Annotated in this window: 11 protein-coding genes; 5 read left to right on the top strand and 6 right to left on the bottom strand. The window is 67.5% G+C overall.

The window, feature by feature from the left end:
* Positions 1–9 precede the first annotated feature (9 nt).
* Complete coding sequence (locus FBX97_RS22985) at positions 10–894, top strand: hypothetical protein (RefSeq protein ID WP_185748699.1); 885 nt, start codon at positions 10–12, stop codon at positions 892–894.
* On the opposite strand, the gene nudC is transcribed toward FBX97_RS22985, so the two are convergent.
* A complete protein-coding gene (nudC, locus tag FBX97_RS22980) occupies positions 891–1,712 on the bottom strand; it encodes an NAD(+) diphosphatase (protein ID WP_141836951.1) in 822 nt (273 codons plus the stop codon). The genes FBX97_RS22985 and nudC overlap by 4 nt on opposite strands.
* Positions 1,713–1,837: 125 nt before the next feature.
* Between nudC and FBX97_RS22975 the strand changes: the two genes are divergently transcribed.
* From FBX97_RS22975 to FBX97_RS22965, 3 genes are read left to right on the top strand one after another with little or no spacing between them, the layout of a single operon-like run.
* The gene (locus FBX97_RS22975) at positions 1,838–3,517 is read left to right on the top strand and encodes a carbamoyltransferase C-terminal domain-containing protein (RefSeq protein WP_141836949.1); all 1,680 of its coding nucleotides are present in this window, start codon (positions 1,838–1,840) and stop codon (positions 3,515–3,517) included.
* Positions 3,514–4,899: a N,N-dimethylformamidase beta subunit family domain-containing protein gene (locus FBX97_RS22970; RefSeq protein ID WP_141836947.1), complete on the top strand. Its 1,386-nt coding sequence runs from the start codon at positions 3,514–3,516 to the stop codon at positions 4,897–4,899. Before FBX97_RS22975 ends, FBX97_RS22970 begins: the two co-directional genes overlap by 4 nt.
* A 10-nt stretch (positions 4,900–4,909) precedes the next feature.
* Positions 4,910–5,974, top strand: coding sequence for a glycosyltransferase family 9 protein (locus FBX97_RS22965; protein ID WP_141836945.1), 1,065 nt, complete (start codon positions 4,910–4,912; stop codon positions 5,972–5,974).
* A gap of 108 nt (positions 5,975–6,082) precedes the next feature.
* Here FBX97_RS22965 and FBX97_RS22960 read toward each other — a convergent pair whose 3' ends face one another.
* From FBX97_RS22960 to FBX97_RS22945, 5 genes are all read right to left on the bottom strand, one after another.
* The gene (locus tag FBX97_RS22960) at positions 6,083–7,177 is read right to left on the bottom strand and encodes a glycosyltransferase family 9 protein (protein ID WP_141836943.1); all 1,095 of its coding nucleotides are present in this window, start codon (positions 7,175–7,177) and stop codon (positions 6,083–6,085) included.
* Between the two features lie 3 nt (positions 7,178–7,180).
* Entirely contained in the window at positions 7,181–8,065 is an 885-nt protein-coding gene (locus tag FBX97_RS30270; protein WP_255517596.1) for a glycosyltransferase family 2 protein, read from the bottom strand.
* The gene (locus FBX97_RS30265; RefSeq protein ID WP_255517595.1) at positions 8,062–8,685 is read right to left on the bottom strand and encodes a DUF4254 domain-containing protein; all 624 of its coding nucleotides are present in this window, start codon (positions 8,683–8,685) and stop codon (positions 8,062–8,064) included. The genes FBX97_RS30270 and FBX97_RS30265 overlap by 4 nt, the downstream gene beginning before the upstream one ends.
* A 116-nt stretch (positions 8,686–8,801) precedes the next feature.
* Positions 8,802–10,430 carry a methyl-accepting chemotaxis protein gene (locus FBX97_RS30425; RefSeq protein WP_370457318.1) on the bottom strand — a complete coding sequence of 543 codons (1,629 nt, stop codon included), beginning with the start codon at positions 10,428–10,430 and terminating at the stop codon, positions 8,802–8,804.
* Positions 10,431–10,840: 410 nt separating this feature from the next.
* A complete protein-coding gene (locus FBX97_RS22945) occupies positions 10,841–12,007 on the bottom strand; it encodes an MFS transporter (RefSeq protein WP_141836939.1) in 1,167 nt (388 codons plus the stop codon).
* Positions 12,008–12,564: 557 nt separating this feature from the next.
* On the opposite strand from FBX97_RS22945, the gene FBX97_RS22940 reads away from it, so the two are divergent.
* Positions 12,565–13,755 (top strand): family 1 glycosylhydrolase, encoded by a 1,191-nt coding sequence (locus FBX97_RS22940; protein ID WP_255517594.1) that lies wholly within the window; start codon positions 12,565–12,567, stop codon positions 13,753–13,755.
* The last annotated feature ends 85 nt before the right edge of the window (positions 13,756–13,840 follow it).

Here is a 13,840-nt window from a genome sequence, read left to right as displayed (position 1 = left end):
GAGACAAACATGCTCGGCAGCACTGTCCTGGAAGTCGCGGTCGGCCTGACGTTTTGCTACGGCACGGTCGCCCTCATCGTGAGCACCCTGCAGGAGGCGCTGGCGGCGCTGTTCCGGCTGCGCGCCAATACCTTGCTGGCCGGCGTCAAGAGCATGCTCAACGACCCGCGTTTCGACGGCCTGGCGCGCGCCGTGTACGCCCATCCGCTGGTCAATCCGCACACCGACGGCACGGCGCAGGACGAAGCGTCGCTGCGCACCAAACCATCGTACATCGAACCCGCGCATTTTGCGATTGCCCTGGTCGACAGCCTGTGGAAGGCACCCTGCGACTTCCTGGCCCTGCGCGGCGCCATCGACGCCATTCCCGACCCGCAGCTGCGCACCGCGCTGCAGGGCATGTACAACCGGGCACGCGACCTGCAGCAGTTCCAGGACATGCTGGCCGGCTGGTTCGACAATGCGATGGCGCGCATGTCCGGCACTTATAAACGGTGCCAGCTCCTGATCTCATTCCTGCTGTCGCTGCTGCTGGCGATCCTGTTCAACATCGACAGCATCCACCTGTTCCGCACGCTGTGGCAGCAGCCGGCGCTGGTGGCGCACCTGCAGGACGTACCGGATGCGATCGATCCGGCGCTGGTCGATGCCCTCATGACGCTGCCGATCGGCTGGCGCAGCTTCCCGCCGCAGGTGAACGCCGACTTTGCGCTGCAGGTGTCGGGCTGGCTGCTGACCGCCTCGACCACGCTGTTCGGGGCGCCGTTCTGGTTCGACCTGATGCAGCGCCTGGTACGCATGCGCAATACCGGCAACAAGCCGGAAGAGATCCCGCCCGGACTGCGGCTGGAAGGCCGGATCGCGGCCACGCCGTCACCGGCACGCCTGCCTTAGTCGGCCTTCGGCCGGTGGGCATCCACCAAGATGCTCGAAATCGAGATATGCGGCACCCGCTCCGGCCATTCGTCGCCGGGGCCGAACCAGCGCGCTTCCAGGATTTCGTTGGGATCGGTCTTGATCTCGCCGTCGAGATAATCGGCGGTGAAGGCGATCATCAGCGAATGCGGGAACGGCCATGACTGGCTGCCGAAGTAGTTCAGGTTGTGCACGCGCAGGCCGACTTCCTCGAACACCTCGCGGTGCACCGCTTCCTCGATCGTCTCGCCGGCTTCCAGGAAGCCGGCCAGCGGCACGAAGCGCTGGACGGCGGACTGCGCATGCAGGGCCAGCAGCACCTTGTCTTCCTTGCGGATCAACACCATCATCGCCGGCGAGATGCGCGGATAGGCCATGTGACCGCAGTTCACGCACTTGAAGCAGCGCTCGCCGCTGGCCAGTGCGGTGCCGCTGCCGCAGGCGCCGCAGAAGCGGTGCGTGCGCGCCCATTCCGCGATCTGCACCGCGCGCATCGCCACGCCCAGCAAGCCTTCGTCGAGCTCGCCGAACAGCGAGCGCAGGCCGCGCCAGCCATAGCCGCTCGGCGCCAGTGCCTCGTCGTCGACCCAGCCGGCCTGGCAATAACGCTCGTCCAGCAGGCCGACCGGCTGCAGGCGCTGCGGATCGAGGCGCAGGCTGGTTACGGTAGCCTCGTCCGGCAGGGCCAGGTCGGCTTCGCGCACCAGCAGGCGGCCGGCGTGAAAGATGAACGACAGGGCATCCGGGCTGGAGCGGGATGCCATCAGGGGCGTGAAGGAAGCGGGCGTGTGCAGCATGGGAAATCGGCTGAATATCCATTGGTCATTAGCCTGATGATACGCCGAACTAAAGTCGTCCGCTGTGTTCAAAGACTTTGCTGGACCATACGACTACCCGCATGCGCACCCACCAGGAGAGAGCGATGAACGAGGCGCCCGTCGTGCTTGGCATCAACCGGACGCAGGATGCCAGCGTCTGCCTGATGCAGGGATCGCGCCTGCTGTGGGCGATCCAGAAAGAGCGTCTTACGCGGCGCAAGCACCACTGGGGCAAGGTCGGCGATTTCCGCGACCACTACGGCCCGCGCCTGCCCTGGCCCGAGCGCCCGATCGACGTCGTGGTCGAATGCTTTTCGTCGGACCTGGAAGCCGGCAACCTGGCGCTGTACGAAGACGAGCTCACCGCTAGCCTGCGCCTCGCCCCCGACTGCCGGCGCGCGCGCATCTCGCACCACCTGGCGCACGTCTACAGCGTATTCCACCCTTCGCCGTTCCGCGACGCCGCCGTCATGATCGTCGACGGGCAAGGCAGCCCGGTGTCCGAGCTGACCGAGCACTGGGGCGGCGCCGCCTACGTCCCCGGCGACTGGCGCGAAGTCGCCTCGTTCTACCGCGCCGACCGCGAACGCGTGCTGTGCATCGACAAGCAGGTCTGGAACCGCGACGATGCGCGCCTGGTCGGCCTCGGCATGTTCTATTTCCTGCTGACGCAAACCGTGTTCCCCGGCGAAGGCAACGAGGGCAAGGTGATGGGCCTGGCGCCGCACGGCAACGCGCGCGTCCTCGGCCTGCCGCCGCTCGACGTGGAAGCCGGCCAGGTCAGCATCCCGGCGCCGTGGCGCGCCATCCTGCACGAGCGCGAACGCTTCCGCTACGGCCAGCCGGGCACCGCCTTCGACGACTGCGCCAACCTGGCGGCCGCCGGCCAGCGCGCCTTCGAGGATGCACTGCTCGAGGTGGCGCGCTGGCTGCACGCGCAGACCGGCCTGCCGCGGCTGTGCTTTGCCGGTGGCACCGCGCTGAACTGCTCGGCCAACGAAAGGCTGCTGCGCGAAACGCCCTTCCGCGAGGTCTTCATCCCGCCGGCACCGAGCGACGCCGGCACGGCGCTGGGTTGCGCCATGTACGGCCTGGCCGAACTGTGCCACGAAAGCCCTGCCTTCCGCTGGACCCGCGACGACCTCGGCCCGGCCCCGAGCCGCCAGGACATCGAGGCCGCCCTGCTCGACCGCGACGATGTGAAAGTCGATTACCTGCCGGGGCTCGACGCGCTCAGCAGCCACATGCTCGACCTGCTGCGCAACAACCGTGTGCTCGGCCTGCTGCAGGGAGCGAGCGAGTTCGGGCCGCGTGCGCTGGGCCACCGCAGCATCCTGGCCGACCCGCGCCGCGCCGCCATGCGCGACTGGATCAATGCCCGCGTCAAGCAGCGCGAATGGTTCCGGCCGCTGGCGCCGGTCGTGCTCGAGGAGCGTGCGCCCGCGTATTTCGACCTGCCCGGCCCGTCTCCCTTCATGCAGTTCGCGGCCCCGGTGCGCCCGCAGATGGCGGCGCGGGTGCCGGCCATCACCCACGTCGACGGCACCGCGCGCCTGCAGACGGTCGGCCCCGACGGCGATCCGCTGCTGCGCCGCCTGCTGGGCGGCTTCGAGGCGCGCACTGGCGTGCCGATCCTGCTCAACACCTCGTTCAACGGCAAGGACGAACCGATCGTCGAGACGCCGCGCGAAGCGCTCGCCGCGTTCCGCCAGATGCCGCTGCACGCACTGTCCATGCCGCCCTTCCTCGTCACCAAGCGCATCGAGCCGGAGCTGCCCGCATGATCCGCGCCTATCCGGGGCAGGCCAGCGTGTGGCCCGGCGGCACGCTGACCCTGCACGTGTCGACCGACAGCCCGCGCTTCCGGGTCGCCTTCCAGCGCTGGTCCGACGGGCCCGCACTGCTGCAGCGTTCCGACTGGCTACCCGGTGTACAGGCCGAGGCGCGCGCCGCGGACCAGGACTGGGCCTGGCCTGCCTACACATTCGCCATCCCGGCCGGCTGGCCGTCCGGCGTGGTGATCGCCGACCTCGAGGAAGAAGGCCGCAAGCGCGCCTTCGACCTGGCACGGGGTGACGGCGCCGCCCTGTTCGTGGTGCGCGGCAACGGCCGGTCGCTGCTGTATAAGCTGCCGCTGGCCACCTACCACGCCTACAACTGCAGCGGCGGCGCCTGCTTTTATGCCAGCCCGCCGCGCTCGCTTGAGCCGCCAGGCGCGCGCGTGTCGCTGCGCCGTCCTGGCGGCGGCATCGGCGGCTACGTCTGGGGTGCCCCCGACCATTACGATGCGGCCTCGCCGCGCCAGTCCTTCGCCCACTGGGATGCGCGCTTCATCCGCTGGATGGCGCGTGCCGGCTACGCGGCCGACTTCTGCACCGACCTCGACATCCACGCCGATCCCGGCCTGCTGAACGGACGGCGCCTGCTGGTGTCGAGCGGCCACGACGAATACTGGAGCGAAGCGACGCGCAATGCGGTCGAGTCGTTTGCTGCGGGCGGCGGCAATCTTGCCTTTTTCGGCGCCAACCTGTGCTGGTGGCGCATCCACCTGGTCGACGGCGGCGCGGCGATGGTGTGCCACCAGGGCGGACCGCAGGGCGCGCGCGATCACTGGTGGCCCGCCAGCGGCGCTGGCCGGCCGGAAGACGGCCTCGGCGGCGTCAGCTACCGCCACGGCGGCGGCTGGTGGGACGGGCCACGCACGACGCGCGGCTTCATCGTCCAGCAGCCGCGCCACTGGGTATTCGCCGGCACCGGACTGGTGCGCGGGGACGCGTTCGGCCGCGATACCTGGCCGCCGCTGGCCGGCTACGAATGCGACGGCGCACCGCTCGATGCGCTGGACGGCATGGAAGGTGCGCGGCTGGCAGCCGGCGCTGTTGCAACCGGCACGCCGCCCGGCTACCAGCCGCTGGCCGTGGCGCCGCTGGATGCCGGCTGGCAGGAGTTGCCGCCGCGCGAAGGCCTGGCGGCCGGAGAAGGCCTGCATGCTGCCACGCTCGGCCTGTTCCGGCACGCAGGCTGGCGTGGCGGCGCAGGCAGCGGCAAGGCCGGCGGCACCGTCTTCTCGGCCGGCACCACCGATTGGGCGCAGGTGCTCGGCAACGCGCGCGACCGCCGCGTAGAACGGATCACGCGCAACGTGCTCGACACGCTGTTGCATTGAGGAGCCCGCCATGTCCCGGCGACCGCTGCTGCACCGGCTGGACCCCGCATCCGTCATCGTGTTCCGCGCCCTGCAGCTGGGCGACATGCTGTGCGCCGTGCCGGCCCTGCGCGCCCTGCGCACGGCGCTGCCGCAGGCGCATATCACCCTCGTCGGACTGCCGTGGGCGCAACAATTCGCCGACCGCTTCAAGGCTTACGTCGACGAGTTCATCGCCTTCCCCGGCCATCCGCTGCTGCCGGAACAGCCGGTGCGGCACGAGGAACTCACCGGGTTCTATACCGGCCTGTGCCAGCGCCGCTTCGACCTGGCGCTGCAGCTGCACGGCAGCGGCGAGGTCAGCAACGATATCGTCAGCGGCTTCGGTGCCGGCGCGATGGCGGGTTTCTGCCGGGGCGACGCGGTCGTGCGCGAACGCATGGTCCTGTCGACATATCCCGAGACCGGCACCGAGCCGGAACGGCTGCTGCTGCTGGTCGAACAGCTCGGCGCCGGCGCGGCCACGGCAGAGGCCGGCACGCAGCTGGAATTTCCGCTGTCGCGCCAGGACGAGGACGAACTCGCCGCCAGCGGCGTCGCCCGCGGCCTGGAACCGGGCCGCTATATCTGCATCCACCCCGGCGCACGCCAGCGCGACAAATGCTGGCCGCCACGCCACTTCGCCGAACTGGGCGACCGCCTGGCATCCGAATTCGACGTCAAGGTCGTGCTCACCGGCTCGGCACAGGAAGCCGACCTGACGGCCGCGGTGGCGCAGCACATGCAACAGACCCCGGTAGACGCCGCCGCCCCGATCTCGATCGGTGCCATGGCCGCCCTGATGCGCGATGCGCGCCTGCTGCTGTGCAACGACACCGGCGTGTCGCACATCGCCGCCGGCCTGAAACTCAAGAGCGTGGTCATCTTCAGCAAGGCCGACATCGCGCGCTGGGCGCCGCTCGACCGCCATACCCACCGCTGCATCTGGGATCCGGGCGCGGAACGGGCGTCCGTGGTGCTGCAGCATGCGCGTGCCCTGCTGTCGGGCACGGCGCCCAGCCGCCAGCGCACGGTCGGCATGTGGCCGTACTGGTGAAGCGCAGGCGGCTCGCACGACTGCCTTCGCTACTGCCTGCGTTAGTGCCTGCGCTACTGCCTGTGCCCCTGCCTGTGCCCCTGCCTGCACCACTGCCCGCGGCGCGATTCATGCTGCCGACGCCGCCAGCGCCGCACGTGCCAGGCCGGCCACCTCGTCCACGCTCACCTCGTCCACGAAACTCACGTCGTGCGCACAGCGCTGCGCCAGGTTGTCCTGCCCGCACACCGGACAGCGCGTGCGCACCGACAGGGCCGCCCACAGGCCGGACGGCCGCAGCGGCATCCCTTCCAATAGATTGGTCAGCCAGAAGATGCCGACGCTGGGCACGCCCAGCGCCAGCGCCAGGTGCAGCGGGCCGGTATCGTTCGACACCACCAGCGCCGCCCGCTCCAGCAAGCCGCACAGCCCGCCCAGGTCGAGGCCGCCACTTTCCGGCGTGCCGCTCAGCACCACGGCGCGATGGCGCATGCCCCCGGCCACGGCCTGGACCAGCGCCGCCTCGGCCGGCGCGCCGTTGATGGCGATCTGGGCGCCCTCGGCAGCCAGCATGTCGCCGAGTGCCGCGAAGCGCTCGGGCGGCCAGCAGCGGCGCGGGTCGGTGGCGCCGGGCTGCAGGATCACCAGGCGCTCCCCCGCCCCGGGCGGCAAGGCCTGCGCCGCCTTGGCGCGGTCGATGGCGGTGACGGCCAGTTCCGGCATCGGCAGCGGGCCGGGCCAGGCGCCGGCCAGCCCGGCGATTTCGAGCAGCGCCAGCCTGCGGTTGATTGGTTCGCGATACGGCAGCCAGCGATCCAGGGCGGGGGCATCGGGCGCGCGCATGCCGACCGTGAGCCGGGCCTGCAATTGCATCAGGAATGGATTCGAATACAGGCCGCCGCCGAACATCTGTAGCGCCAGGTCGAACCGTTCGCCGCGCATGCGCTCGATGAACAGCGCAATGGCGTGCGCGTCGGCAGGTGCGTCGGGCGGCACACCCACGCCCGGCAGCGCCGGCATCTCGGCCACGCGGTCCACCGGCCCCGGCCGCCCGGCCAGGAACGCGCGGTGCCATGCCCTGCCGATGAAGACCAATTCGGCGTCGGGATAGGTGCGCTTCAGCGCGTGCAGCGCCGGCAGCGCGAACACGAAATCGCCGACGGCATTCGGCCGCAGCACCGCGATCCTGCGCACGCCGTCGAGCCGAGGCCAGCTGCGGTCCATCGCTTACTCGAGCGTACCGGAGCGCCGGCCCTGCGGCAGGCGATCCTGCTGCATCGGATCGGGTCCATCTGGCTCCAGCGGCAACACATACGGCGCATCCACCGCGCGCACCGTGACCGTGGTCGGCAATTCCATGTGATAGGCACCGGAAGGCAGGATCGCGCAGCCGCCGTAGCGTGCCATCACGCGCTGCTGGGCCAGCACGTCTTCGCCGCAGTGCTGGGACGGCAGCTCGCGCCAGAAGTCGAACCCGCCGGCGGCGCGCAGCATGCCGGTGTCGAACATCACGCAGCCGCCGACCCAGGCCACCTTGTAGCGCCGGTTGACGGCGTCGCCGGTGGCGAGACGGGTCTGCACGTGGAACAGGTTGGCGGCGCTGTGCAGGTGGTGGCGCGCCCAGGCCGCGCTGCCCGTGCGCACGGTTTCCGGACGCACCGGCCCGTTCCAGAATTCGACGGCTTCATGTGCCGGGCGCAGCTGGCCCAGGTAGCTCAGGCCGTGCAGCGCGCTGCCGACGAAGCCGCAGCCCTCCGCGCGCAGTACGCCGTGCAGGCGCGCCACCAGGTCCGGTTCGAGGATGACGTCGTCGTCGACGAACAGGCACACCGCGGCGCGGGCCTGGGACAGCAGGAAGGCGCGCTGCTCGGCCATGCCGCGGCGCGGCAGGCGGCGGAAGGTGTCGACGCTGCGGCCGGTGGCGCGCAGGTAGCGCAGCACGGCGGCCACCTCGGGCTGCTCGCAGGCGCCGGCGCGTTCGGACTGGTCGGAAACGACGATGCGCAACCTCGGCCAGCTCTGGCTGCCGAGCGTGGCCAGCGTGACGGCCAGCGCCGCCGGACGGTTGCAGGTCGGGACCAGCACGTCGATGGTATCGTGGCCGGCGCTCATGGCACGCCCCTGCCGAGACCCTGCGCCTGCCCGTTCAGGTAGGGGTTGAGCGCGGGATCGTTGTACATCTTGAACTGGCGGTACAGCTTGAAATAGGCGCGCCCGTCCTGGGCTTCCTGCAGCAGCGTGTCGAAACAGGATTGCAGGTCGTCGCGCTGCACCATCAGGCGCTCGAGCTTGGCGGTGCAGGCCTGCACGTGGGCATCGGTGGCATCGCGGCGCCGCGCCTGGGCGCGCATGTGGTGGATCTTGAGGGACAGGATCGACAGGCGGTCGATCATCGCACCCGCGGTCTCGCTCGACAGGCGCGCGCCGGCCAGGCGTGCCACACCGGCCAGTTCGGCCAGCAGGGCTTCGTCGATGGCTTCGACGGCGTCGTTGCGGCGCTGGTTGTAGCGGTCGATCAGGCGCTTGCTTGCGGCGATCTCGTCCGGCGGCACATCGACCCGGCGCGCGCGGTCTTCCTCGCGCCAGAGCAGGCCGTTGTAGCGGTGGTTGGCGTCGATCGCCTGCCACAGGCTGGCGGACGCCTGGGCATGGGACAGCATCGGCCAGTCGCGTTCATGCAACTGGCGGTCGTGGAACGCGGCGACGGATGCGGCGTCGATTTCTGACTGCATGACAACTCCGTTCTGGCAAACTGGCGACTCAGCTTGGAGTCGGCAGGCGGTCTGGAGTTCTTGTCAGTCATGCGCCGCTTGGCCCAGCGCAAACGCGTGCCCGCGCCGGGCGTGGATCAGGCAGCGCTCAGGCTGGGCAGGCGCGCCGCCACGGGACGTGCCGGTGCATGCGTCGTTGCCACAGGCCGGGCATCGGCGCCATGGCCGTGCCCGCCGAGGCGGAACACGCTCACCAGGCGCGCCAGGCCGGCGGCCTGTTCCTGCAGCGAACTCGAGGCGCCGGCGGCTTCCTCGACCATGGCGGCGTTCTGCTGGGTCACCTGGTCCATCTGGCTGACGGCCTGGTGGATCTGTTCGATGCCGGTGCTCTGCTCCTGGCTGGCCACGGTGATCTCGTTCATGATGTCGGCCACGCGGCGGATGCTGTCGACGACTTCCTGCATCGTCGCGCCGGCCTGGTCGACCATGCGGCTGCCGCTGTCGACCTTCTCGACCGAATCGTTGATCAGTTCCTTGATTTCCCTGGCGGCGGTGGCCGAGCGCTGCGCCAGGCTGCGCACCTCGGACGCCACCACGGCGAAGCCGCGGCCCTGCTCGCCGGCGCGCGCCGCTTCGACCGCTGCATTCAGGGCCAGGATATTGGTCTGGAAGGCGATGCCGTCGATCACGCCGATGATGTCGGCGATCTTGCTCGCCGACTCCTGGATCGCGCCCATGGTATCGACCACGGCGCCGACCGTGGCGCCGCCCTTCACGGCGATCGCCGAGGCCGAGGCCGCCAGCGCATTGGCTTGGCGCGCGTTGTCGGCGTTCTGCTTCACGGTCGCGCTCAGTTCCTCGACCGAGGCCGAGGTTTCTTCCAGCGTGCTGGCCTGCCGTTCGGTGCGGCCCGACAGGTCCAGGGTGGCGGCGCTGATCTGGGACGAGGCCGAGGCGATGGTGTCGGCCTCGGCGCGCACTTCGCCGACGATGTTGGCCAGGCTGCCGTTCATCTCGCCCAGCGCCCCCAGCAGTTGGCCGAATTCGTTGCGCGCATCGGTGCGGAGGTCGGCGCTGAGGTCGCCCTTGGCCACCTTGCGCGCGATCGCGACCGCTTCGCCCAGCGGCTTGACGATGCTGCGCGCCAGGAACATGGCGGCGGCGACGCCGGCCAGGCAGCCGGCCACGATGGCCGCAACCATGATCGCATCGTTGGTGCCGATGGTGCTGATCGCCAGTTCGGCATTGGTGTGGCCGCGCTCGTCGAGCAGCGCCTGCAGTTCGTCATACGTCGACTGGCCGCGCTTGTAGGCCGGGTTGACCCGGGTGATCAGGATGCGCTGGGCCTCGTCCCACTGGCCGGCTTCCAGCGCCTGGGTCGCGCTGCGCACGTCCGCGATGCCCAGGTCGCTGCTCTGCGCGTACCACTTGTGCACGATCGCCTTGGCGGCCGGCGTACGCAGCGAGGCATCGAAGTCGTCGCGCGCCTTTTCCAGCGCAGCCGTGTTGTCGGCGATCTGTTTGAAATGCACCGTCAGCGGATGGTCGTGCAGCTTGGCGTAATCGGTTGCCGGGTTGTGCTGCAAGGCTTGCAGCAGCTGGCTGCGGTTGGTTTCCATGCGCAGCATGATGTTGCTGATCATGCCTTGCTGGCGGGCGTCGCGCAGGGCGACGCCTTCGAGCAGCTCGACCGCACTCTGCGTGCTGTGGTAACCCAGTGCGCCGACTGCCAGGATGATGCCGATGAGCAAAGCAACAACGGACATGACGATAGTTTTGATACTGATGTGTCGCATTGGTGAATACTTTCTTGGGACGATATCGGCGCAAACGGAGAGTGGGAGATCGCATCGGGCGGCGCCGTCGCCAGAGCTGTGGCTGAATGAGATTCCAAACATTCATCAAGCAATAATTGGTGATTATCGTTGAATCCGTCAATTTTTCCAAGAGGAAACACGTGTTGTTTCTATAAATACACATATTTTCGTCAAATCAGGCTACCTGATATGTTCTTTTATGCGCTGTAAACGAAAAAAAGGGCGGCGCCGTTTGGCGACCGCCCCGAACAAAGGAGGAGAACTACAAAGAAAAACGCTTGCTGTTACTGCTCACTGCCACTGCAGGGTGAAACGTCCGTGCAAGCCGACAGGCGTGCCACCCGAATCACTTCACCGCATTACTTCAGCATGCGCGAACGGCTTGCCACGAAGGCGATCAGCGCTGCCAGGCCGCCGACGTAGGCGATGGCCACCTGCATGCCCATGCCCTGGGCGATGGCGCCGATCACCGGCGGGCCCATCAGGCTGCCGCTGTAGGCCATGCTGGCGACGCCGGCCAGTGCCGCCGGACCCTGGGCGCCGGCGGCGCTGAACACGAAGGGGAACACCAGCGCCAGGCCCAGGCCGGCCACCGCGAAACCGGCCAGCGCCAGGTAGGCGTTCGGCGACAGCACGGCGAAGAACAGGCCGGCCGCACCCAGCATCGAGCCGCTGGTGACCAGGGGACGCGCACCGTAGCGGGTCTTCAGCTTGTCGCCGACCAGGCGTGCCATCAGCATCATCACCGAGAAGGCCGACAGGGCCAGCGGGGCGAGGCCGTCCGATGCGCCGAAATGCTCTTTCAGGAACACGCCGCTCCAGTCGGCGATGCTGCCTTCGGCCATCGAACCCAGGAAACCGATTGCGCCCAGGAACAGCAGCGGGCCGCGCGGCAGCGAGAACGACTTCTTCTCGACTTTCTGGCCGACCTCGTCGGCATCCAGCAGCGAATACGCGAAGTACAGGGCCACGGCCAGCGGCGCCGCCAGCATCATGAAATGGGTGCCCGGGGCGATGTGCAGGCTGGCCATCAGGCTGCCCAGGGTCGCGCCGGCCAGGCCGCCGGCACAGCCGAGACCGTGCAGCTTCGACAGTTCCGATTTGCCGGTGCGCTTTTCGCGCTCGGTGGCCGACGAGTTGATGGCGACGTCGAAGGTGCTGGCGGTAATGCCCAGGCTCAGCACGGCCAGCATCAGCAGCGGCACGGTCGGGGCGACGCCGATCGCGATCAGCACGCCCAGCAGGGCCAGGCCGGCGAACAGCATGGTCTTGCGTGCACCGAGCGAAGCCATCATGCGCGACGACACCGGGTAGGACAGGACGGCGCCCAGGCCGCCGCACAGCAGCACCATCGACAGCGCGGAGTGCGACACGTGCACGCGTTCGGCCATCGACGGGATACGGCCGGCCCACGAACCCATGATCACGCCGAACAGGCTGAACAGGACCGGCAGGGCATATTGTTGCGCCTGCGCCATCGACTGGCTGCGTGATGCGATGGCGTTGGTGCGGCGAGGAGTTTGCATTTGAGAGATTTCTTTTATTGGGTGACTGTTGAATAACAGGCGCTGAAAGCACAACGCCAACCATAAGTAGTTGGCGTCGAGAAACTGATGAAGGTGAATTCTACGCACTTTGACGGGAGTTTGCTTTGCCTGCGGGAAAAAAAATTCTTTCAGTTTGTAACCTTCCATCGAAGCGTTGCACATTGCAGACAATGCCCGAAAATGGGGCATCTTTTTTATAAGAAATCGAAAAAATCAGTGGTTTTAAGGCTGAGTTAGATGAAAAAGACGCGTGATATCAGCCATATGCGCTGGTGATAATCAATGCCAGAGTGTAAGTACGCCGACTTCTCACCGGACCAAAAAGACCAAAATGTAAAATCTAACTAGCAAGAATCCATGCTCAGATTTAGCTGCTCTGACATCTGCATTTGGCTGCATGCAGTTACAAACCAAACATCGACGACGCTATGAATTTCCCACTGTTAATGTGCGATGCACATGAGCCAGCTCCGGCTAAGATGTGTTCTCGCCGGCATCGTGCCGGCCGCTGCGAAAGGCGATGGATGCAGAGGTTTTTGTTTGCGACAGGGATCGAGAGCAGCTATCCGGTGATCGAAGGACCGGATGGCGCGCCCTTGCGCATGGATGAAATGGAAAAGACCGATCATTACCGGCGCTGGCGGGAAGACCTGCAGCTGGCGCACGAGATCGGCGTCGACGCCTTGCGCTACGGCCCGCCCTGGCACCGCGTGCACCTGGGACCGGGGCGCTATGACTGGGAATTCACCGACGGCGTCATGGCGGAACTGGAGCGTCTCGGCATCACGCCCATCGTCGACCTGTGCCATTTCGGCGTGCCCGACTGGGTCGGCAATTTCCAGAACCCCGACTTCCCGCGCTGGCTGGCCGAATACGCGCGCGCCTTCGCCGAGCGCTTTCCGTGGATTACCTTCTATACGCCGGTGAACGAGATGTACGTCACCGCCAAGTTCTCGGCGCGGCTGGGCATGTGGAACGAGCGCCTGGCGTCGGAGCGCGCCTTCGTCACCGCGGTCAAGCACCTGGCCCGAGCCAGCATTCTGGCGACCGAAGCCATCCTGAAGGCCCAGCCCGCCGCCCGCTTCGTCCAGAGCGAATCGTCCGAGTACTATCACCCGGTCGGTCCCGAAGCGATCGGCTACGCGCGCCACCTGAACGAATTGCGCTTCCTGGCGCTGGACCTGACGTACGGCCATGATGTCAGCGGACGGATGTACGAATTCCTGGCCGACAATGGCATGACGCGCGAGGAATACCATTTCTTCCTCGACCGCAGCATCAAGTCACGCTGCATCATGGGCAACGATTACTACGCCACCAACGAGCACATGGTGTATGCCAACGGCAAGGTCGACATCTGCGAAATGTTCGGCTACTACATGATCACCAAGCAGTACTACGAACGCTACCGCCTGCCGGTGATGCATACCGAGACCAATAACCGTGACGAAGGCGACGGCGAAAAGGATGCCCGCGTCTGGCTCGAGAAGCAATGGTCGAACCTGGTCCGCCTGAAATCCGACGGCGTCCCCCTGCTCGGCTTCACTTGGTACAGCCTGACGGACCAGGTCGACTGGGACAGCTCGCTCACCGAAAACAAGGGCAAGGTGAACCGCTACGGCCTGTACGACCTGGACCGCCGCATCCGTCCGGTCGGCAGCGCTTACCGCGACCTGATCAAGACCTGGCGCCACCAGGTCGACAACGACTTCATCTGCCTGGGCTGACTGCCTCCCTTCTGATTGCCTCACGGCCGGACAGCACGCTGCGCCTGGTCTTCGGCCAGATATGCAGGATGAGATCGGTTAGTTG

The sequence above is a fragment of the Herbaspirillum sp. SJZ107 genome (genome assembly GCF_006715485.1).
In the GTDB taxonomy this organism is placed as follows: domain Bacteria; phylum Pseudomonadota; class Gammaproteobacteria; order Burkholderiales; family Burkholderiaceae_D; genus Telluria.
Note: the sequence above shows the minus strand (reverse complement) of the source record. Positions and strands in the feature narration are given on the sequence as shown.

Excerpts from the sequence above, each read along its gene's own strand:
- FBX97_RS22985 (WP_185748699.1), top strand. The coding sequence starts at position 10 with ATGCTCGGCAGCACTGTCCTGGAAGTCGCGGTCGGCCTGACGTTTTGC.
- FBX97_RS22965 (WP_141836945.1), top strand. The coding sequence starts at position 4,910 with ATGTCCCGGCGACCGCTGCTGCACCGGCTGGACCCCGCATCCGTCATC.
- FBX97_RS30425 (WP_370457318.1), bottom strand. The coding sequence starts at position 10,430 with ATGTCCGTTGTTGCTTTGCTCATCGGCATCATCCTGGCAGTCGGCGCA.
- FBX97_RS22975 (WP_141836949.1), top strand. The coding sequence starts at position 1,838 with ATGAACGAGGCGCCCGTCGTGCTTGGCATCAACCGGACGCAGGATGCC.
- FBX97_RS30270 (WP_255517596.1), bottom strand. The coding sequence starts at position 8,065 with ATGAGCGCCGGCCACGATACCATCGACGTGCTGGTCCCGACCTGCAAC.
- FBX97_RS30265 (WP_255517595.1), bottom strand. The coding sequence starts at position 8,685 with ATGCAGTCAGAAATCGACGCCGCATCCGTCGCCGCGTTCCACGACCGC.
- FBX97_RS22970 (WP_141836947.1), top strand. The coding sequence starts at position 3,514 with ATGATCCGCGCCTATCCGGGGCAGGCCAGCGTGTGGCCCGGCGGCACG.
- nudC (WP_141836951.1), bottom strand. The coding sequence starts at position 1,712 with ATGCTGCACACGCCCGCTTCCTTCACGCCCCTGATGGCATCCCGCTCC.
- FBX97_RS22945 (WP_141836939.1), bottom strand. The coding sequence starts at position 12,007 with ATGCAAACTCCTCGCCGCACCAACGCCATCGCATCACGCAGCCAGTCG.
- FBX97_RS22960 (WP_141836943.1), bottom strand. The coding sequence starts at position 7,177 with ATGGACCGCAGCTGGCCTCGGCTCGACGGCGTGCGCAGGATCGCGGTG.